The sequence below is a fragment of the Hymenobacter sp. HSC-4F20 genome (genome assembly GCF_019599275.1).
Taxonomy (GTDB): domain Bacteria; phylum Bacteroidota; class Bacteroidia; order Cytophagales; family Hymenobacteraceae; genus Hymenobacter.
The window spans coordinates 68,767-89,200 of sequence record NZ_JAHZTD010000001.1; the positions used below are offsets into that span (position 1 = coordinate 68,767).

At 60.5% G+C, this 20,434-nt stretch carries 19 protein-coding genes; 9 read left to right on the plus strand and 10 right to left on the minus strand.

The window, feature by feature from the left end; all coding sequences use genetic code 11:
- Positions 1 to 65: 65 nt before the first annotated feature.
- A complete protein-coding gene (locus K3G63_RS00310) occupies positions 66 to 1,046 on the plus strand; it encodes an aldo/keto reductase (protein ID WP_220612108.1) in 981 nt (326 codons plus the stop codon).
- Positions 1,047 to 1,058: 12 nt separating this feature from the next.
- Here the strand turns inward: K3G63_RS00310 and K3G63_RS23000 are convergent, their stop codons facing one another.
- Positions 1,059 to 1,931, minus strand: a complete 873-nt coding sequence (locus tag K3G63_RS23000) for a DMT family transporter (protein ID WP_220612109.1) — start codon at positions 1,929 to 1,931, stop codon at positions 1,059 to 1,061.
- 331 nt (positions 1,932 to 2,262) lie between these two features.
- Here K3G63_RS23000 and K3G63_RS00320 point away from each other — a divergent pair, with 331 nt between their 5' ends.
- The 3 genes from K3G63_RS00320 to K3G63_RS00330 all read left to right on the plus strand — a co-directional run bounded on the left by K3G63_RS00320 (position 2,263) and on the right by K3G63_RS00330 (position 4,704).
- Positions 2,263 to 2,817: a DUF4136 domain-containing protein gene (locus tag K3G63_RS00320; RefSeq protein WP_220612110.1), complete on the plus strand. Its 555-nt coding sequence runs from the start codon at positions 2,263 to 2,265 to the stop codon at positions 2,815 to 2,817.
- Positions 2,818 to 2,935: 118 nt separating this feature from the next.
- Positions 2,936 to 3,235, plus strand: coding sequence for a hypothetical protein (locus K3G63_RS00325; protein ID WP_220612111.1), 300 nt, complete (start codon positions 2,936 to 2,938; stop codon positions 3,233 to 3,235).
- Positions 3,236 to 3,747: 512 nt separating this feature from the next.
- Positions 3,748 to 4,704: a glycoside hydrolase family 43 protein gene (locus K3G63_RS00330; RefSeq protein ID WP_409070862.1), complete on the plus strand. Its 957-nt coding sequence runs from the start codon at positions 3,748 to 3,750 to the stop codon at positions 4,702 to 4,704.
- 159 nt (positions 4,705 to 4,863) lie between these two features.
- Here K3G63_RS00330 and K3G63_RS00335 read toward each other — a convergent pair whose 3' ends face one another.
- The 7 genes from K3G63_RS00335 to K3G63_RS00365 all read right to left on the minus strand — a co-directional run bounded on the left by K3G63_RS00335 (position 4,864) and on the right by K3G63_RS00365 (position 12,210).
- Entirely contained in the window at positions 4,864 to 6,063 is a 1,200-nt protein-coding gene (locus K3G63_RS00335; RefSeq protein WP_220612112.1) for a Gfo/Idh/MocA family protein, read from the minus strand.
- Positions 6,064 to 6,217: 154 nt separating this feature from the next.
- Positions 6,218 to 7,039, minus strand: a complete 822-nt coding sequence (locus K3G63_RS00340) for an aldo/keto reductase (protein WP_220612113.1) — start codon at positions 7,037 to 7,039, stop codon at positions 6,218 to 6,220.
- A 186-nt stretch (positions 7,040 to 7,225) separates the two neighbouring features.
- Positions 7,226 to 8,953: a PQQ-dependent sugar dehydrogenase gene (locus K3G63_RS00345; RefSeq protein WP_220612114.1), complete on the minus strand. Its 1,728-nt coding sequence runs from the start codon at positions 8,951 to 8,953 to the stop codon at positions 7,226 to 7,228.
- 161 nt (positions 8,954 to 9,114) lie between these two features.
- The gene (locus tag K3G63_RS00350) at positions 9,115 to 9,489 is read right to left on the minus strand and encodes a hypothetical protein (RefSeq protein ID WP_220612115.1); all 375 of its coding nucleotides are present in this window, start codon (positions 9,487 to 9,489) and stop codon (positions 9,115 to 9,117) included.
- An 87-nt stretch (positions 9,490 to 9,576) separates the two neighbouring features.
- Positions 9,577 to 10,458 (minus strand): pirin family protein, encoded by an 882-nt coding sequence (locus K3G63_RS00355; protein WP_220612116.1) that lies wholly within the window; start codon positions 10,456 to 10,458, stop codon positions 9,577 to 9,579.
- A gap of 128 nt (positions 10,459 to 10,586) precedes the next feature.
- Entirely contained in the window at positions 10,587 to 11,237 is a 651-nt protein-coding gene (locus K3G63_RS00360) for an HAD family phosphatase (protein ID WP_220612117.1), read from the minus strand.
- 124 nt (positions 11,238 to 11,361) lie between these two features.
- Entirely contained in the window at positions 11,362 to 12,210 is an 849-nt protein-coding gene (locus K3G63_RS00365) for an HNH endonuclease (protein ID WP_220612118.1), read from the minus strand.
- 144 nt (positions 12,211 to 12,354) lie between these two features.
- Between K3G63_RS00365 and K3G63_RS00370 the strand changes: the two genes are divergently transcribed.
- From K3G63_RS00370 to K3G63_RS00390, 5 genes are all read left to right on the plus strand, one after another.
- The gene (locus K3G63_RS00370; protein ID WP_220612119.1) at positions 12,355 to 14,553 is read left to right on the plus strand and encodes a TonB-dependent receptor; all 2,199 of its coding nucleotides are present in this window, start codon (positions 12,355 to 12,357) and stop codon (positions 14,551 to 14,553) included.
- A gap of 94 nt (positions 14,554 to 14,647) precedes the next feature.
- Positions 14,648 to 15,421: a phosphodiester glycosidase family protein gene (locus K3G63_RS00375; protein WP_220612120.1), complete on the plus strand. Its 774-nt coding sequence runs from the start codon at positions 14,648 to 14,650 to the stop codon at positions 15,419 to 15,421.
- A 243-nt stretch (positions 15,422 to 15,664) separates the two neighbouring features.
- Positions 15,665 to 16,354, plus strand: a complete 690-nt coding sequence (locus K3G63_RS00380) for a hypothetical protein (protein ID WP_220612121.1) — start codon at positions 15,665 to 15,667, stop codon at positions 16,352 to 16,354.
- A 414-nt stretch (positions 16,355 to 16,768) separates the two neighbouring features.
- On the plus strand, positions 16,769 to 17,890 hold the full coding sequence (locus K3G63_RS00385) for a sensor histidine kinase (RefSeq protein WP_220612122.1): 1,122 nt from the start codon (positions 16,769 to 16,771) through the stop codon (positions 17,888 to 17,890).
- A gap of 194 nt (positions 17,891 to 18,084) precedes the next feature.
- Positions 18,085 to 18,879 (plus strand): LytTR family DNA-binding domain-containing protein, encoded by a 795-nt coding sequence (locus K3G63_RS00390; RefSeq protein WP_220612123.1) that lies wholly within the window; start codon positions 18,085 to 18,087, stop codon positions 18,877 to 18,879.
- 170 nt (positions 18,880 to 19,049) lie between these two features.
- Here the strand turns inward: K3G63_RS00390 and K3G63_RS00395 are convergent, their stop codons facing one another.
- Entirely contained in the window at positions 19,050 to 19,820 is a 771-nt protein-coding gene (locus tag K3G63_RS00395; protein WP_220612124.1) for a LytTR family DNA-binding domain-containing protein, read from the minus strand.
- A gap of 54 nt (positions 19,821 to 19,874) precedes the next feature.
- On the minus strand, positions 19,875 to 20,402 hold the full coding sequence (locus K3G63_RS00400; RefSeq protein WP_220612125.1) for a flavodoxin family protein: 528 nt from the start codon (positions 20,400 to 20,402) through the stop codon (positions 19,875 to 19,877).
- Positions 20,403 to 20,434: the final 32 nt, after the last annotated feature.

A 20,434-nucleotide genomic window follows, 5' to 3' on the forward strand; every position in this document is an offset into this window, starting at 1 on the left:
CCCTGGCCGCGTATACTTCCACCACACCTGCGCCGCTAGGTGCGGCCTTCATTCAATTACTCAGCATGGACTATATCCGCTTGGGGGCTACTGGCCTCAAGGTTTCGCGCATTTGCCTGGGCACCATGACCTACGGCACCCCCACCGACCGGTGGCCCTGGGCTCTGGACGAGGAGCAGAGCCGCCCTTTCATTCAAAAAGCCCTGGAGCTGGGCATCAATTTCTTCGACACGGCCGATGTGTACTCCAACGGTGCCAGCGAGGAAGTGGTCGGCCGGGCCCTGCGCGACTTCGCCAAGCGCGACGAGGTAGTACTGGCCACGAAAGTGTACAACCCCATGGGCCCCGGCCCCAACCAGCGGGGCCTCTCGCGCAAGCACATTATGAGTGCCATTGATGCCAGCCTCCGGCGCCTGGGCACCGAGTACGTAGACCTCTACCAGATTCACCGCTGGGACTACGATACGCCCATTGAGGAAACGCTGGAGGCCCTGCACGACGTGGTGAAGGCCGGCAAGGCCCGCTACATCGGGGCGTCGTCGATGTTTGCCTGGCAGTTCGCGCAGGCCCTGTACCTGGCCGATAAGCACAACTGGACGCGCTTCGTGAGCATGCAGCCCCACTACAACCTGGTGTACCGCGAGGAGGAGCGCGAAATGCTACCCCTCTGCCAAGACCAGAACATTGGCGTGATTCCCTGGTCGCCGCTGGCGCGGGGGCTGCTCACGGGCGGGCGCACCAAGGAGCGCAACGAAACCGAGCGGGCCAAAACGGATGCTTTCGGCAAAAGCCTCTACGGCCGCGACGACGACTTTGCCGTGGCCGACCGCGTAACGGAAATTGCGCAGGAGCGCGGCCTGCCTAACGCCCAGATTGCCCTGGCCTGGATGCTGAGCAAGCCCGGCATTACGGCCCCTATTGTGGGCGCCAGCAAGCCCGGCCACCTCGAAGATGCCGTGGCCGCCGTGGGCGTAACGCTTTCGGAAGAAGAAATCAAGCGGTTGGAAGAGCCCTATCAGCCCCACCCGGTACTGGGCTTTTCCTGATGCCGCGCCGGGCTATTCCCCACCTACTGCCGCCTCGGCCACGGGGGTAGTAAGCGTAGCCCCGGCACTGGCCACCACAATGAAGGCCACGGCCAGCCACTGGCTGGCCGTGAGCCGTTCGCCCAGCAAAAGCCACCCGGAAAGGGCCGCCGCTACGGGTTCCAGGCTCATCAGAATGCTGAACGTGCGGGTGGGCATGGTTTTCAGGGCCTGCATTTCCAGGGAAAAAGGCAGTACACTGGAAAACAAGGCCAGCAGCCCACCCAAGAGCAGCAGGTGAGGTGTTAGCAAGGAAAACGTACCCCCGGCAGCCCCGAAAGGCAGAATCACCAGGGCTGCAAACAGCATTCCTACGGTTACGGCCAGCTGGCCGGGTAGCACGGCCGCCGTGCGGCGGCCCAGCACGATATACAGCGCCCAGCATACGCCCGCGGCCACGGCAAAGCCCGCCCCCAGCATATCAATGCCGTGGCCGCGCCAGGGCGCAATAAGGGCAATGCCCGCCGCCGCCAGCACCACCCACAGGGCATCCAGCTTCCGGCGCGAACCAGCCAGGGCCAGGCCCAGCGGCCCCACAAACTCCAGCGTGACGGCCAGCCCGAGCGGAATACGAGCCAGGGCGCAGTAAAACAGAAAGTTCATGATGCCCAGCGCCAGTCCGTAGGGCACCACAGCGCGCCACTGCGCTGGCTGTAGTTGCCCGAGTCGGGGCCGCACCACCAGCAGGAGCAGCAGGGCTGAGAAGCCTATGCGCAAACTGGCCGTGCCTGCCGCCCCCAGCACCGGAAACAGCCCCTTGGCAATGGCCGCGCCGCCCTGTACGCTTACAATGGAAAGGAGCACGGCCGGTAGGGGCGGTAGCGTAAGGCGAGAGGAGGAGTTCACGGAAAACGAAGTAAGAAGTTGGAAGCCAAACCACCCGATGATGGAGCGGTGCCTCAGGACGCAACCGAAGGTAGCCTGAGCGCGGCGTCGTGCGGGCTACCCCTTGAAGCTTCCTGCAAAGGTCGGCCAAGAATAACTAGCAACCCGAATACCTTTTCCCGATAGGTGCACACGAAACCATTTGGCCCCTGAAATTTTGAGTGTTCACGGGAAAGTTGCTGCCGGCTTCGCGGTTTACTCGTACAAAGAAGCCGAACCACGCCCTTCGCCACGGAAGGAGGGGCGACCGGTGCGCCCCAGGCGGCCGTTCCGGCTCACCGTTCTTTTGCCTATGATTCCTATGAAAACCACTCTGCTTGTCTTGCTGCTGGCCGTGGGCGCGGCTTCTTGCTCGCCCGTGCGGGTAGAAACATCAACCCAGGTCCCCGGAACCGATTTTTCGGCCTACAAAACGTATAACTTCATGGATGTAACGGCGCGCAATGAAGCCGCTTTTGCCGGCGGAGCAGTCGGCATTGAGGAGCTGAAGCGTGCCGTAGCCCGCGAGATGGAAAACCGCGGCTACCAGCGCGCCGAGTCGCCGGACTTATGGGTGAACATTGGGGTAGTAACCGAGGAAAAGGTGCAAACCCGCGAAACCAACATTCAGTTTGATGGCCCGCGCTACATTGGGCAGCGCCGCTACCACTGGGAAAGCCAGCAAGTGCCCGTAGGTACCTACAAGTATGGCACGGCCACGGTAGATGTGGTAGACGCCGCCCGCAACACCCAAATCTGGCAGGGCGTAGCCGCCAGCACACTTTCCAAAGACCCCGAAAAACTGGCCGCCCGCATTGACGAGGGCATTGCCACCATGTTCGAAAAGTATCCGGTGCGGGCTCAGTAATCCTGCGGAAATTTCACTGCCGAGTCACCAAATGACGGTACGGCTCGTACTACCCTATCAACCCGTTGCCTAGCCCACCTGCAAGCGGCTAGCCGGCACATCTAACCCTACTACTTCCATGTCTAAGAAGTCCAACCTCACCGCCCTCATCGGGGCTTCGCTGGCCGGCCTGGCGGCTGCCGTGTACATTAGCCACTCGCAGGGCAGCTGGCCTTTTGCCAGCAAGCAAGGCGGCGAAGAGGAAGCCAATACCGATTCTCAACCGCAAGGCGACCAGCAAAGCAGCGCAGGTGCCGCTACGGGCCAAGGCGCTGACGTGGATGTGGCCCTCACCAACGAGGTAGCCAGCTACACGGAGCACAACCCCAACAACGCCGGCGACTTCACTGACGATGGCGCTACCGGCAACGCCGACTAACTGCTGGCTTTGGCTGCGTTTTCGTAAGCCCTGTATGCTGAGTTGAAACGGCCCCGGCTACACTAGCTGGGGCCGTTTTCTTTTCTATTTCAAAAACTAGAGTCGAGGTTGCTACCGCAAACGATTGGATAGTTTTTCTTCGGGAAATGGGGTTTTGAAGCAGGCTAGGGGGTAGGGGAGGTATCTATATTTGGTGACGATAGCGGCCTTCTGGTAGCTAAGCAGCCGCCCAAAATGCACCCGGCCCGCCACGTCGGGCGTGGCTGTGAGCCGGGCCCGGCGCTTTCCGTAGCAGTTACTTCTCACCTTAAATTCCCCCAGTCTCCTTGAAAACCCTACCCCGCTCTTTCAAACCAACCTTAGCCTTGCTGCTGCCTCTGGCTTTGGGCAGCGCCTGCCAAAGCAACACTTCTACTACCGCCACTACCAACGAAACCGGCTCTGCCGCTGCCGACACCACGGCGCCGGCGGCTACCGCGCAAGCAGGCACGGCTGGCAGCGGGCAGAAGTACCTGAGCAAGCCCCTGATTAAAGAGATTTACACCGCCGACCCCTCGGCCCACGTCTTCAACAACCGCATCTACATCTACCCCTCGCACGACATCGAGACGGGGATGCCGGAAAACGACAACGGCGACCATTTTGCCATGCGCGACTACCACATTCTGTCCATGGACAGCGTAGGCGGCAAGGTAACCGACCACGGCGTGGCCCTGGATGTGAAGGATGTGCCGTGGGCCGGCCGCCAGATGTGGGCCCCCGATGCCGCTTTCAAAAACGGGAAGTACTACCTCTACTTCCCCGTGAAGGATAAGCAGGATGTGTTCCGCATTGGCGTGGCCACCAGCACGTCGCCTACGGGCCCCTTCAAGGCCCAGCCCAAGCCCATCGAGGGCAGCTTCAGCATCGACCCCGCCGTGTTCCAGGACACCAACGGCGCCTCCTATATGTACGTGGGCGGCATTTGGGGCGGGCAGCTGCAGCGCTGGAAAACCGGCACGTACGACGCCAGCGTGAAGCCTGAGCCTGGCCCCAACGAGGTAGCCCTAGGCCCGCGCGTAGCCAAAATGAGCAACGACATGCTCAGCTTCGCCGAGCCGGTGAAAGAGGTGAAGATCCTCGACGAAAACGGCAAGCCCCTGCTTTCCGGCGACAACAAGCGCCGCTTCTTCGAGGGTGGCTGGATGCACAAGTACAACGGCAAGTATTACTTCTCCTATTCCACCGGCGACACCCACTTGCTGGTGTACGCCACCGGCGACTCGCCCTACGGCCCCTTCACGTATAAGGGCGTCATCATGAACCCCGTGCAGGGCTGGACTACCCACCACTCCATCATCGAGAAAGACGGCAAGTGGTACATCTTCTACCACGATACCGAGCTGTCTGGCAAAACCTGGCTGCGCAACGTGAAGGTAACCGAGCTGAAGCGCACCCCGGACGGCGGCTTCGAAACCATCAACCCGTAAGCCCTTTTCCTACCCCTAAAAAAGGCCCGAACCTGTTGCAGGTCCGGGCCTTTTCGTTGGCCTGCACCTCCAAACCATCCGTCATCCTAAGCGCGGGGAAAGATGAAGGGCGGGGTAGAGGGTGCCAGAAAGGTAACATGCAGGGGCGAAGCAGTTTCGCTATTTGCTGTTGGTTTTGTCGAGCACGGCTACCACATCTTTGGTAGACACCTTTTGGCCGGTGGCGGCGGCTCTGTAAATGGCTTGTAATAGCTGGATGTCGCGCAGACCCATTTCGCCGGGCACGCGGGTGGGCTTGTTGTTCAGTACGCAGTCGGCGAAGTCGTCCATTTGGCGGGCCTGCTGGGGCACGTTCTCAATGTTCATCGGGCCCTGGCTGGTGCGGCCTTGCAAGCCGCCGTAGCCGAAGGCGGGCTGCAGCTCCATAAAGCCCTTGGTGGTTTCGGCCCGGAGCAAACTGTTCAGGTTTTCGGCGTAGCTGGTGCGGCAGTCGGCCACGGAGCCGTCGGCAAACTGCATTTGCCAGTTCACGCCGGCTTCTACTTCCTTGAACAGCCCCTTCGGGTCGGGGTTGGGCGCCAGCTTGGCCGTCACGGAGGTTGGAATCTGGCCTTTGGTGTAAATCACGCCCTGCACGCAGTAAATGCCCATGTCCATGAGCGGCCCGCCGCCGGCCAGCTCTTTATCCACGCGCCAGGGCGTGTCGTTGTTGAAGCGGAAGCCGTTGTCGGCCACCAAGCGCTTGATGGGCCCCAGCGTTTGCTGCTGGCCCAGGCGCATCATTTCCTGGTGGTGGGGCTCGAAGTGTAACCGGTACCCGATGCTGAACTTCTTGCCGGCCTTCTGCATGGCCGAAATCATGCGGCGGCACTCCTCGGCAGTAGGCGCCATGGGCTTCTCACAGATAACGTGCTTGCCCGCCCGGGCCGCCCGCTCCACGTACTCGGCGTGCATGCCCACGGGCAGCACCACGTACACGATGTCAACGTCGGGGTTATCGACGATGCGGTCGAAGGTTTTGTAGTCGTAGACGTTCTTGTCGGGGAGGTTGTACTGCTGCTTCCACTTAGCCGCTTTTTCCGGCGAGCCCGTTACGATGCCCGCCAGCTTGCAGAGCTTGGTTTGCTGCAGGGCCGGAGCCAGTTGCCCCGTGCTGTACTTGCCCAGGCCAACCAGCGCCACTCCCAGTTGGCGGCCGCTTTGCAAAGCCTCCAGGCTGGCAGGACCGTAGCTGATTTCTTCCAGCCACGAGAGCGGCCCGCCTACCGCCGACGCGCCCACCAGCGTAGCCCCCACCCCCAGCGAAAACGTGCGCATAAATTCCCGGCGCCCGGCCGGGTTCACATCCAATGGTTTCATAGCCCAAGCAGGTTAGTTACAGGAATAGGTACCGGGTTCAGTAGCTGTGGGTTACGAGGGGTAGCCGGAAAAAGCGGTAGCGCAAGGTGTTAAGCTGCTACTCACCGCAACCCGGTGCTTCGCGCTACTTTACGTTTCTACCCCCGGGCATCCCCTACAACCCGCGCACGTACGCGGCCATTTTTTCTCGTGTGGCCGTATCAGGCAGCGGCCCGTGGGCAGCCCGCAGGTTGTCGGCCAGGTGGGCGGGGTTGCTGGTGCCGGGTATTACGCACGTAACGGCGGGGTGGGAAAGGATGAACTTGAGCAGAAATTGCGGCCAGCTCGTAATGCCCAGCTCCGCAGCCCAGGCGGGCAGCGCCTTCCCGCGCAGCCGCGCCAGCAGGCTGCCTTCCGTGAAGGGCCGGTTGATGAGCGTGGCCACGCCCAGCTCCGCCGCGGCCGGGAGCAGGCGCTGCTCGGCGTGGCGGTCCAGAATAGAGTAATTGAACTGCACGAAGTCCAGCTTTTCCTGGCGCAGCACCCGCTCCAGTTCGGGGTGCATGGCGTCGGTATAGTGCGTAATGCCCAAGTAGCGCACTCGGCCCGCAGCCTGCCACTGGCGCAGCGTTGCCAGGTGAGTTTTCCAATCCACGAGGTTATGAATCTGCAGCAAATCCAGGCTGGTGCGGCGCAGCTTGCGCAGGGATTCCTCCATCTGCCGGATGCCGGCCTCCCGTCCCTGGGTCCAGACTTTGGTGGCGTAGAAAAACTCGTTTTGGGTTGGCAGCTCACTGGTCAGCTCGCCCACTACCTCCTCGGCCCGCCCATACATCGGCGACGAATCGATAACGCTGCCCCCCGACGCGCGCAAGGTTTCCAGCGTGTGTCGTAGCTGCGGGTGCGCCCCGGCACCACGCACGTCGAAGGTCTGCCAGGTTCCCAGCCCCACAACGGGTAGCGGCTCCTGGCTGGAAGGAATCAGGCGAGTAAGCATGAAGAACGGTTAGGATGAAGTGGTGGAAGAAGATAGTAATGGTGCCAACCCACTGGTGTGCTGGGCGGAGTTGGCGCATCGCTACCTATCTGTGGCTACTCAGGGACATAAAAGCGAAGCGCGGGATAGTTCGACTTTGCGCAACAAGACGAAGTTCTTACAGTACTCTACTGCCGCTAGCTACTCTTATTGCTGGCGCAGCCCTGCCAGCAGGGCCGGGGCGTTGCGCTGAGCGCGGGCTTTTTCCTGGGGCGTAAGGGTGGGTTTCAGCAATAAGTCGAAGATGGGCTGCTGAGCTGCGGGTAGGCCGGCACGCTTTACGCGCTGGTCTTTGGGCTTCAGGGCTTTTACCAGGGTAGTAGCTTGCTGCAAGGCTTGCTCCGGACTGGGGGCCGGCTTGCTGCCGCGGGGTGGGGTAGTAGCCTGCCCGCCGCTCACGTAGCTGAACTCAATAATACAGCCCTGGCAGGCCGTGCCTTTCGGGGCTTCCTGCGAAGGGCCCGACGTAATGGAGGCGCTGTCGGTGGCCAGGTAGAGCTTGGTGCCATCGGGTGACATGGCCAGGTCGCGGTAGCGGACGGGGCCGCGGAAGTACATCAGGGTGTCGGAGGCCACGGCGGTGCCGTCGTCGGTAAGCTTCAGGCGGATGAGCTTGCCTTTTTTCAGGGTCGGAATCAGCAGGGAGTTTTGCCAGCCCGGAATGGCCGTGGCTGTGTACACCGCTAGGCTGCTGGGAGCCTCGGAGTTCCAGGTGGGCTCGTCGGGGCTATGGTCGCGGGTACGGGTGAGCACCGTCGTCAGGAACTGCTGCGTTAGCGGGTAGAGCGAGGCAATGGGGTTGCGGTAGGCAGCGCCCAACCGGGCGGCGTTGGCCTGTTCGGTCCCGATGGTGGGGTAGGTAGTGTGCCAGGGGCCGGGCAGGGTGGCGTGCTCAGAGGCGGCTGCGGCCAGGCCATTGTAGTTGCCGTCAGCAAAGCCAATAACCAGCGGATGACCATAGTTTTTGCCCCGCTCCACTAGGTTTACTTCGTCGTCGGAAAACGGACCGTGCTCGGAGGTGTAAAGTCGGCCCGCGCCGCCTACTACGGCATAGCTCAGCCCTTGCGCGTTGCGGTGGCCCAGGCTCCAGACGGCGCTCTGCCGCCCTTGGCTGAACGGATTATCGTTCGGAATCCACCGGTCGTACTGGCCCAGGTCGGTATCGGGTTCGGGGTTGAAGCGCAATACTTTGCCCTCGTAGGAAGCCGGGTTTTGCGCGTGGTTCGCACGGCCGCCGTTCTCAAACTGCCCCGCCCCCAGGTCGCCGACGGAATAAAACAGATAGTCGCGGCCCGCTACGGGGGCTATCAGCAGGCGGCCGGCGTTGTGGTCGTTGCTGGCCGGAATGGAGTCGCACAGGATAAGGGGGCGCGTAAGCTGCTGCTGGGCAGCATCGTACTCGTAGCGCACCAGGCGGGCCGTGAAAAAATTGCCCCCGAAATTGGGCGCGCTACCCTTGCCGGGCTGCCCAGCTCCCGCAAACCGGTAGATGTAGGTCAGGTACACGTAGGGCTTGCCCGTGAGCAGCTGCGGGTGCAGGGCCATGCCCATCAGCCCACCCTGGGGCCAGGGCTTGCCCCCATCCACAGAGTCCGGAACTTTGTCGTAGCGCGGAAACTCACGGTTTTTGCTCAGGTCGAGGAGTATTTGCCGGGCCCCCGTGGCTGGGTTGATGCGGCTGACGCGGTAGCCCCGGGCTTCGGTAGTCCACAAAAAATTGTCGGGGCCATAGGCGACTTCCCACGGGTCGCTGAGCTTTTCGGTGATAACACGCCGGGTAAACTGCTCGCCCAGGGGGCCGGTCACGGTTTGGGCCAATGCCGGCCCCGATAGAGCTACTAAAGCAAGCCAGCCAAGGAAATAGGAAAACCGCACGATAGATAAGTTCAGGTTGGAAAAACGCGCCTCATGGCGGTTTATCCTTACTTACCGGCGCGGCGGCGGGTTATAGTTGACCTTGCAGATTTGAGAGAGTTTGCCTTGTGTAATAGGCAGTAGAAAGGCCCGGTACTTTCCCAGCAAGCCTAGAGTAGAGGCTAGACAAACCCCAGGATAACAGAGGCTACGGCGTATGCCAGGACTACACGCTGGGCAATATGCTCATGAGCAACGGCAACCCGACCCTCATGTTCACCCCAGAATACCACCGTATTAAACATAGCGAGTCCGACGCCAATAACAACCAATAGGCCCCGGCGGGTGAACTCCGTGCAATAATGACATCCGCGTGCGTCCGCATAAAATACATGAGCCAGCAGAAAGCGCACATTTAGCACCTGTAAAGCAGTCAGGTATATACTAGCATCAACTGCTTTGGACACCCCAAGCATATTGCCCGGGATTAACCTAACGCGAAAGTTTTTAATTACATGATACAGGGTGAAATAGTAGCGTTGAATAAACGAAAACATGCTAGGCAATGATGAAAGCCGATAGGTCGTACAAGCTATGCAAAAAGCACGACGTTCAGATTCCTGCTCCCGATAGTAAGCCGCTACCTACTCATCCTCCGGAAACTGACCCATGCCGCCGCTTTCAAAGTCGGCAATGGCCTGCACTAGCTCCCGGTTGGTGTTCATTACGAAGGGACCGTAGGTGGCTAGCGGCTCCTCAATGGGCTCCCCGGCCAGCACCACCAGCACGGTATCCTCGGTAGCCGTTACGTGCACGTCGGTAGAATCCCAGCCGAACACCACAAGCTGCTTGGTGGCGGCTGGGCGGTTGCCGTGCAGGGTAATAGCGCCTTTCACCACGTAAATGCCCACGTTGTAGTCGGCGGGGAGGCGCAGGGTGGTTTCGGTGCCCGTGGGCAGGTGCACATCAAGCAGGGTGATGGGGGAGAAGGTGTCGGCGGGGCCGGTTACCCCTTCGTACGTGCCCGAAACTACCCGGATGCGGCCGCGCCCATTGGCAGTAAGCACTTTCGGAATAGCTTCGGCCCGAATGTTCTGGTAGCGGGGCGGGGCCATTTTGTCGCGGGCGGGCACGTTTACCCACAGCTGCAGCAGCTCCAGGGTGCCGCCGCGGCGGGAGAATTCCCGCTCGTGGCGCTCCTCGTGCAGGAGGCCCGCGCCGGCGGTCATCCATTGCACGTCGCCGGGGCCGAGGGCGCCGGTGTGGCCGGCCGTGTCGCGGTGGGCCAGGTAGCCCTCGTACATCACCGTAACCGTCTCGAAGCCGCGGTGAGGGTGGGGCGGCGTGCCCAGGGGGGCCTCGGTGGGCGCTACCGGCATAGGGCCGGTGTGGTCGATGAGCAGGAAGGGGCTGAGCTGACGGATGCGCGGCCCCGGCATGGGGCTGGTCACGTCGAAGCCGTCGCCAACAAACTTCTTGTTGCCATCAATAACTTGAAATATGCGGCGGCCGGTGGACTGGGTCATAGCAGAAAGAAGGGGTAGGGAAAGCACATACGCGGGGAGTAGCACCCGGTTACTACCCCTTTGCAACCGCCCAACCCCGCCAGGGTTTAGCGGCGCAGCAGACCACTGCGGCTGCGGGGCAGCCCGGCTTACAGTAGGCCTTGCATGAAGGGGTCGTTGAAATCGGGGGCGAAGTGCAGCACGTTGGGCAGGTGGCTAAACTCGGCGGGCTGGTGCGTGGTGGTGAGGATAACGGTTTGCATACCAGCATTCAAAGCCGCTTCGGCGCCCTTGGGCACGTCCTCGAACACGAGGCAGTCGGAGGGGGCTACCCCTAGTTTCTCGGCGGCTTTCAGGAAGGTTTCGGGGTGGGGCTTGCTCAGCTGCACGTCATCAGCACTGACGATGGCCGAGAAGTAGCGCCGAATGTCCAGGCCATCGAGCACGAAATCGATATTAAACGGAATGGCCGCCGAGCCAATAGCCAGCCGGATGCCGCGGGCGTGGGCCTGCTGCAGAAACTCCAGTAAGCCCGGCAACAGCCGCAAGTGGGGCCGAAACTCGTCCTGGTAACGCTGCTCCTTGCGCACGGCCAGCTCGTCCATTTCCTCGGCCGTAAACCGGTCGGGCCCAAACACGCGCACCAGCACTTCCTGGTTTTTGCCGTACATCTGCGGCTTTAGCTCTTCCCAGCTGAAGCTGCCGCCCAGCTCGTGGTTCAGGATGTGCTGCCAGGCGCTGGTGTGGTAGTCCATGTCGTGAATCATGGTGCCGTTGAGGTCGAAGAGAAAGGCTTTCATAAGGAGAAGGGGATAGAGAAATGAGGTGGCTGAAGTAAGGTTCAGAAACCGCAAATGTCGGCTGTTTACGACTCAACTCAGTTTTCAATAATGGGATAGCGCCTTCCTCAAGGCAGAATAGCAATTAATGCAGTAGCAATTTGTGAGTTTTGCCGTTTAATGTAATTTCTACAAAATCTCTGTTGTTCGCGTAACGTACATCTGTTTTACCTAAGTCAAATTCTTTGTGATGATTGGGGCATAAGAGAATGATATTGTGAAGGGTAGCTCTACCTGCTTGGCTGTGAGGTTCAATATGTGCGGCCTCTATGTATTCACTACCATCAGCTTTCTTTATGCTGATTTTACAGATCTGACATTTATAATTTCTGTATCTCTTTATTAGTGCTATAGCTACATTGTTTCTTTTAAACAAAGTGTTTGAAATAGTTATAACTTCTAAAGGGTAGTTGGCATATTCCTCAATAGCTCGCTTTAGATCAATTTTATCTCTATACGTACTATAGGTTTTCTCATGGACGGCTTCTTGCTCAGCCTCGTCAGATAATTGGCTGCTTTCTGATTTACTGTTATTAATGATCATTAAATATTTTCTGTGTAGTCGCCTCATCGCATGTTGGCTAACTGGCTTTCTGCCAGTCTTAGGGTTTCCTTCCTCTCTATATACTATATGCTTCATTAATGCGGATAGTGATGTCTGTAAATCATCATTGCTATAATCTCTGTTGATATTGAATAGGAAATAATCCATTGCGTACTCACTTAATGCCCTTTTAAACACACTGCCTTTTCGCAAGTGCTGAAAAATTCTTATGAAATCCTTTGCCGTGCCTTCATTGATCTTGTGCTCTGAATGTAACTCATTTGCTGCGGCAGCCTTGGTGATAGTGCCGGGATTTTCATAAACATACTTCGCTTTGTCGTATGCTAAATGCACTTGTTCGGGAGTAACCTTTTGTCTAGAAGATGTCATCGTGTGAAGGAATTGTGTGAGGAGGTATACTTGAAGGATATAGGAATATACACTTCATCTACCTGATCCGACGCTTCGGTAACGGCAAGTTTCATCGGCTGCAGTAGCGGGCCACTTTTGGTCCAACCCTACGCCGCTACCCCCATGAAACGTCTGCTACTCCTTGTCCTGCTGCTGGTTTTCGCCCTTCGCGCGCTGGCCCAACCCACTACCATGCTCAGCGGCACCGTTCGGGATGGCGCCGGCCAGCCCCTGCCGGGCGCTAATGTGTTCCTGAAAACCACCTTCGACGGGGCCAGCACCGATTCGCTGGGGCGGTTTCGTTTTGAAACCCAGCAAGCTGCCGGCTCCTACGTATTGCAAGCCAGTCTGCTCGGGTTCGTGACGGTGGAGCGCCAGGTTACGCTCAGCGGGACGCCCCTGCGGCTTGATCTTACCTTGAAAAGCACGCCCCACGCCCTGGGCTCGGTGGTAATTACTGCCGGTTCTTTCGAGGCCAGCGACGAGCACCGCAGCGCCGCCCTCACCACCCGCGACATCCAAACTACGGCCGGAGCCCTGGCCGATGTGGCCGCCGCCTTCAACACCTTGCCCGGCACCACGCGGGTAGGCGAGGATGGCATGCTGTTCGTGCGGGGCGGGGCGGCCTCGGAAACCAAAGTGTATCTGGATGGCCTACCCATTCAAAACCCTTACAACGCCACGGTAGCCGCGGTGCCGGCGCGGGGGCGCTTCTCGCCCAGCCTGTTTAAAGGCACCGTGTTCAGCACCGGCGGCTACTCGGCCCAGTACGGGCAGGCCCTGTCGGGGGTGTTGCTGCTGAACTCGACGGACCTGGCCCCGGAAACGGAAACCGGCGTATCGGCTACCTCGGTGTTTCTGGGCGCGGCCCGCACGCAGCGCTGGGAGCGTACGTCCGTAGCTGCTACCCTCGACTACACCAACTTGCAGCCCTACCAGCACCTGCTGCCCCAAAACGTGACCTGGCCAGTGTCGCCGCGCGGGCTGACTACCTCCCTCACCCTGCGCCACCGCACCGGGCAGGCGGGCATGCTGAAAGTGTACGGCACCTGGAGCCAGCAGCAGATGCGGATTGGGCAGCCCAGCCCCGAGCCCAGCGGCCGGCAAACGGTAGCGCTGCGCGCTGGCAATGGCTACCTCAACACCACTTTCCGCAGCCCCCTACGCCGGGGTTGGAGCCTGCAGTCGGGGGTAGGACTGAGCCGCGACAACCAGCGCGTGGCCCCCGATACGCTACGCATCCAGACGCTGGAACAGGCCCTCACCGCCCGGCTGGTGCTCATCAACGACTCGGCCGCGGCGCGCTGGAACGTGAAAATCGGGGCCGAAGTGCTGGCTCAGAGCGTGCAGCAGTTGGTGCAGCCCAACGCCGCCCTGAGCACGATGTACCGGCCGGAGTTCACCGAAAAACGGGCAGCGGCTTTTGTAGAATCAGACTTCCAACTGAATGACCGGCTGGCTGGCCGCGTGGGCGGACGCGCGGAATACTCGGCGCTGCTACAGCAGTGGAACGCCGCGCCGCGCCTGGCCCTGGCGTATCAGACCACCGAAAGCAGCTCCCTCTCCGCTGCCTACGGCCGCTTCTACCAAACCCCCGACAACGCCCTGCTGCTGGTGCAGCCCACCCTGCGGTTCGAGCAAGCTACCCACTCGGTGCTTACCTACCAGTACACCCACGACCGGCAGCTGCTGCAGGTAGAGGCCTACTACAAAACCTACCGCCACCTCACCCGCTACGATGGCCTACACCCGCGCAACCCCTGGGCTTACGACAATGGCGGCTCCGGCTACGCCCGCGGCCTGGATGTGCTGTGGCGCGACCGGAAAACCATCAAAAACCTGGAATACTATGTCAGCTACGGTTTTCTGGACACCAAGCGCCAGTACCGCCAAGACCCCGTAGCGGCCGTACCCACGTTTGCGGCCCGGCACAGCGTATCGGTGGTAGGCAAGTACTGGGTGCAGCCCCTGCACACGCTGCTGGGCGCTACCTACAGCTTCGGCAGCCCCCGTCGCTTCCACGACCTCAACGACCCCGAGCACGGCTACAACCAAGGGGTGCTACCCACCTACCAAGACGTAAGCTTGAATGCCAGCTACGTTACCCGCCTGTTTGGGCAATACACGGTGCTGCACGTTTCGGCTACCAATGTGCTGGGCCGCCAGAACGTGTTCGGCTACCGCTATGCTTCCCAGCCCGATGCGGCGGGCACTTTCAACCGCGTAGCCATAACGCCCACCGCGCCCCGCATGCTGTTCGTGGGCCTGTTCATCTCCATCAACAAGAAACGCGCCCTGGATCTGGACGAGCGGCCGGAGTAAGTAGGCAAGCTGCAAGCGCAGGGCTGGGGGTAGGACCAGCCGTTAAGCTGCAATGAGGACAGTAGCGTAAGTTGCGGCCTTACTACCCTCCGCTATGCTCCGAAAGGCACCACCTTCTATCCGGCCTCAGTTGCAGCGTCGCCTGCTGTGGTGGGCGGCCGGGCTTGCCGCCTTGGGCTGTACGCAGTGCGGACCGGGGAACCAGGGCCGCACCCCCGCGGCCGACCACTACATCAGCTACCAGGTAAATCCGCGCCGGCAGGCTTTGCGCCTGTACTGGCAGGATGAGCAGGGGAGGCCCTTTCGTAGCGTTCAGCGCCTACGCGAATGGGCAACGGCCCACCAGCAGCGGCTAGTATTTGCAACCAACGGCGGAATGTACAAGGCCGGCAATGTTCCGCTGGGGCTGCTGCTGGAGCAGGGGGTAGTGCGTACGCCGTTGGATACGACCCAGGGGGTAGGCAATTTTTACTTGAAGCCCAACGGCGTATTTTATTTAACGGCCGAGGGCAAAGCCGGCATCGTTCCTACGGCGGCCTTTCCCCACGTCAGGCGTGTTCGGTACGCTACGCAGTCGGGGCCGCTGCTGGTGCTGAATGGGCAGATTCACCCGGCTTTCCGGGCCAACTCCACCAATCTGCATATTCGGAATGGCGTGGGCATTCTGCCCGATGGAACCGTGCTATTTGCCATGTCCAGGGAGAAGGTCCGCTTCTACGACATGGCCGCTTATTTCCGGGAACAAGGCTGCCAGACGGCTCTCTACCTCGATGGGTTTGTGTCGCGCACCTATCTGCCCGAGAAGCAATGGGTCCAGACAGATGGAGACTTCGGCGTCATTATCGGCGTCACTGAGCCTGCCCGTTAAGCTTTCTTATTGGGGTGCAGGGCTGCCTTATCAGTAGCGCGCCGGCCAACGCTGAAAAGCGTTGGCCGGTGTCGTTTGGGGCTTGGGGGATAGGGGTGAGGAAAAGCCCACCGTTGATTTTTCTCTCGGGGGCTGCTGGCTACGCTTCATCCTGAAAATCCGACGGTTCGGTGAGGGCAAATTTCTTCGGAGCCGCGGCTAGCCCACCTTTGACTCATCAACCACCACAAACCTTTCCTCGTCATGAAAAAAGCCCTGTTCACCCTCGCCCTGGTAGCCGCTTCCGTTGCCGCCGTAGCCCAGCCCACCGCTGCTACCCCCGCCGCTACTACCCATGCCGATGCCTACACCAGCATGATGGCCACAACCATTCAGGACCTGATGAGCACCGGCGACCCGGCCAAACTAAAGCAGGCTGATGCCAAGCTGGAGCGCGCCGCCCAGGTAGCCCCCAAAGACTGGCTGCCCCGCTACTACCAGGCTTACGCCCGCGTGATTACCACCTTCGTAAGCAAGGAGGAAGACGACGCCAAGGACAAGTACCTCGACCAGGCCGAAACGGCTCTGGCGCAAGCCCGCAAGCTGGGCGGCGAGGAATCGGAGCTGCTGGTAGTGCAGGCTTACATTTACCAGGCCCGCCTGAGCATTTCGCCTATGCTGCGCTCCATGAAGTACTCTAAAATGGTGACGGAAACGCTGGCCGCCGCCAAAAAAGCCAACCCTGCCAACCCGCGCATTTACCTGGTGCAGGCCAACAACGTGTACTACACGCCTGCCATGTTCGGGGGTGGGGCCGAGGTAGCTAAGCCCCTCTTCCAGGAAGCCCAGACGCGGTTCGTGGCCTTCAAGCCCAGCTCGGTGCTGGCTCCCAACTGGGGCGAGCGGCAGGTGAAAGGCCGGTTGAAAAGCTACGAAACGGCATCGGTTAAGTAAGTTGCCGGGGCCGCTCTGCCGTGGCTCCCGAAGCTAAGCCTCAACAAGCAAGCAATAGAACGTCAGGCTTGGGCTGGTGTTGAACAATGGGGGGGCGTATTCGCGTCTGCGGCGTGCGGCGTTGTTTAGGTGCCCCGCCAGGCATGTTGTTCTCGGTCAGTCGTTGACTACAATGGCCTATGGCTCTGGCAATAAGACGCCGCCCGTACGCGCCTCTGCATCGTCTACCATCAGCCTACCAGATGCTGCGCGGGGTGGCCGCCAGCTGAAGCAGGACACGGCCTTTGGGCAAACCACCGCGCCCACCTTAACCAAAACCAATCCATACGGCAAGCGCCACGACGCCTGCCCACCGGTGCCGCCAGCTTTCCTTATCTTTTCGCTTGCCTTATCTGCCCGTCGGGGCTCCATGCTATGCTTGAATCTGCCCTGCCAACAAACCACCCGGCCCCAGCTACCGAAGATGCCCTGCAGGTGCGGAAAACTTCCCTCACCAACCTGGGCCGCCACTACCCGCACCGCAAGTGGGCCTTCATGCTGGGCCTGATGCTGATTTTATCAGTAGTGATGAGCTTCGTATTCTGCCGGAAGTGCTCCGTGGGGAGCGAGGATTTTCTGGTCACGTTCGGCTATAACTTTTTCTATACCACCGGCCTGTGGCTGGCCAACGGCTTCCCCAGCGAGTGGCTTAACCGCCGCGTCGACTGGACAATTCAGCCCATCAAGCGCTTTCTCATTACGCTGTCTATGTCGCTGGTGCTGTCGCTCATCGTGATTTTCATTGTCACGACGAGCTTCAACGTGCTCTACCACCACCGCCCCCTCAGCTCCATTACCTGGCGGCCCTTCGTGATGCCCTTGCTCATTACGGTGGTGGTGTCGTTGTTTTTGCACAGCCGCTCGTTTCTGCTGAGCTGGCGCGATGCCACCACCCAGGCCGAGCGCCTGCAGAAGGAAAACGCCCTGGCCCAGGCCGACAGCCTCCGCCGCCAGCTCGACCCACACTTCCTGTTCAATTCCCTGAACGCCCTGACCTCTTTGGTAGAGGAAAACGACCCCGCCCGGGCCACCCGCTTTATCCGCCAGCTCAGCCAGGTGTACCGCTACGTGCTCGATAGCCAGGACCAGGAAGTAGTGCCCCTGGCCGACGAAATGCGCTTCGTGGAAGCCTACCTGTTTCTGCAGCGCACCCGCCTGGGCGAGGGCGTGCAGGTGGAAATGCGCCTACCCCCCGCCGCGCTGGACACCCTGTTTGTGCCCCCGCTGGCCGTGCAGCTCCTCCTCGAAAACGCCCTCAAGCACAACGCCACCTCCCAGCGCGACCCACTCCGTATCCGCATAGAGCTAGATGAAACGGCCCGCACACTGGCCGTGCGCAACATCCGCCGCCCCCGCCGCCTCCCCGATGGCGAATCGACGGGCCTGGGCCTGAAAAACCTGCGGGCCCGCTACGCCTTCCTCACCAGCCAGCCGGTGCGGGTGGAGGAGTCCGACGGGGAGTTTGGGGTAGTGCTGCCGGTGCTGGAGCTGCGGTGAGGTTAGTGGCTGTCGGGCGCTGTAGAGACGCGAAGTATCGCGCCTCCCGCCCGAACGACTGGCCCGGAACAGCACAGCAGAACCAACGTCAGCCACGGCAAGACGCCAAGTAGGGCGTCGCTACACCCAGCCGGAAGCCGCTTCGAACACCGTTTGGCAGCTAGCTTTAGCGCCAGAATTCTTACTTACCCCCAATGCCTGCAACTACTACCCCACTTCGTGCCCTGATTATTGAAGATGAGCCCCTGGCCGCCCGCCGTCTTGCGGAGCTGCTGCGCAAGCAAACCCAGCCGGTAGAGGTAGTAGGCACGGCCGAATCGGTGGCTGAGGCCGAAGCTCTGCTGCACGCCCTGCGCCCCGCCCCGGACGTGCTGTTTCTGGATATTCACCTGGCCGACGGGCTGAGCTTCGAGCTGTTCGAGCGCCTGGAAATCAGTAGCCCGGTCATCTTTACCACCGCCTACGACAAGTATGCCCTGCGCGCCTTCAAGGTGAACAGCGTCGACTACCTACTCAAACCCATCGACCCGGAGGAGCTGGCGGCGGCGCTAACCAAGCTGGAGCGCCAGCGCCAGGCCGCTACCCCCACCTTCGATGCCAACCTGCTGGCCCAGGTGCTGCGCCAGGCTCAGCCGGCCAAGGAGTACAAATCACGGTTTGTGGTGCGGGTAGGCGAGCATCTGAAAGCCATTCCCGTCGAGCAGATTGCCTACTTCGCCAGCCTGGAAAAAGTGACCCTGCTGCACACCCGCGAAGGCCGCAAGTTTGTGGTCGACTACACCCTGGAGCAGCTCGAAGGCATGCTCGACCCCACGGAGTTCTTCCGCCTCAACCGCGCTTACCTGGCCCACGCCGAAGCCATCCACGACATTATCCACTACACCAACTCCCGCCTCCAAACCGTCCTCAAGCCCACCGCCCCCGACAACGACACCGTGCTGGTGAGCCGGGAAAAAGTAGCCGCCTTCAAAGCGTGGCTGGATAGATAATATAGTAATTAAGTAGTTATATAGTAAGCCGGTAAAGTGAAAGAACGTCATACTGAGCGCAGTCGAAGCATCTCTACCGCTTCGTTGCAGAAGGTGAGGCCGGTTAATTAGCTAGCAGTAAAAATGCTTCGACTGCGCTCAGCAGACGTTCAGTTGAGTATCACACTGCTCTACCCTTCCAGCCAGCTTTTCACGGCTGCTGCTTTTTCCCGGCTCACCAGCACTTCCTCGCTGGGGGCCGGCTGCAGCTCCAGCAGCAGCTTGCCGTTGAAGTGGGGGTGCAGGCGCTGCACAGCGGGCAGTTGGGCAATGAACTGACGGTTGAGGCGGAAAAACTGCGCTGGGTCCAGCAGGCTTTCCAGTTGCTCCAAGGTATAGTCGACCACGAAACGGCGGTTGTCGGCAGTGGCGAGGGTAGTGGTTTCGTGGCGGCTCTGGAACCAGGCCACCTGGCTCACGGCCAGGGGTAGGAGCTGCTCGCCGCTGCGCACCAGGAAGCGGGTTTTGTACTGGCGGTCGGGGCGGGGAAGCGCGTCGAGCAGGCGCTCCAGGCGGCGGGCAGAATCTGGGGAAGCGGCTGGGGCTGCGCGCCACTCGCGCAGCTTGGTTAGGGCGGCCTGCAGCTCGGCCAGCTTCACCGGCTTCAGCAGGTAGTCGACGCTGTTGGTTTTGAAGGCCCGAATGGCGTAGGCGTCGTAGGCGGTGGTGAAGATGACCGGGCTGCGCACCAGCAACTGGTCGAAGATTTCCAGGCTCAGGCCGTCGGCCAGCTGAATATCGGAAAGGATAAGGTCGGGGGCGGGGTGGGTGCTGAGCCACTGCACGGCGCTGGCCACGCTGTCGAGCACGGCTGCCACCTGGGCTTCGGGCGCGGCCTGCTGGAGCAGGCGCTGGAGGCGCTCGGCGGCGGGGTATTCATCTTCGAGCAGCAAAACGGTCATGCCAGCGGTGAAATGGTGAAGTTGTGAACTTATGAAACGGCCAATCAGGCGCGCTTACTGGCCCGCGGAATTGATTTTCTGGACTAGCTGCTGGGCTTCTTCAACCGGGAAAGGCTGTTTGAGCGACTGGTAGAGCACGCCCTCGAACGTCATCTTGAAGTACTCCGCCGTGCGGCGAAACGGCACTTCAAATCCTTCGGGCAACTCCGGGTCGGAGCCTACCGCGAGCAGGAACACGTGCTTGCCGCTCAACCCCCGCCCTAGCCGCTTATGCGGTTCTTCGGTCAGGTCGGTCAGGCGGTCGAAGAAATCTTTCAGGATTCCGCTCATGCTGTACCAATACACGGGGGTGGCAAACACGAGAACGGAGTGCCGCTGCATCTGCTCAACGATGGATAGAAAGGCGTCGTCGGGGGCGTAGTCCTGCGTGTAGCGGTAGGCCGCCACGGGTAACTTCTGCAGATCAAGCAGTTGGTGAGGAACCTCAGTTAGCACCTGGGAAACTAAGCGGCGGGTATTGCCATCGGAGCGGGCACTACCCAGAATAACCAGGGGCGTATGGGAAGAAGCTAGGGCAGACATTAGAATAAGCGGAAAAGCCAGAAAATGCTCCG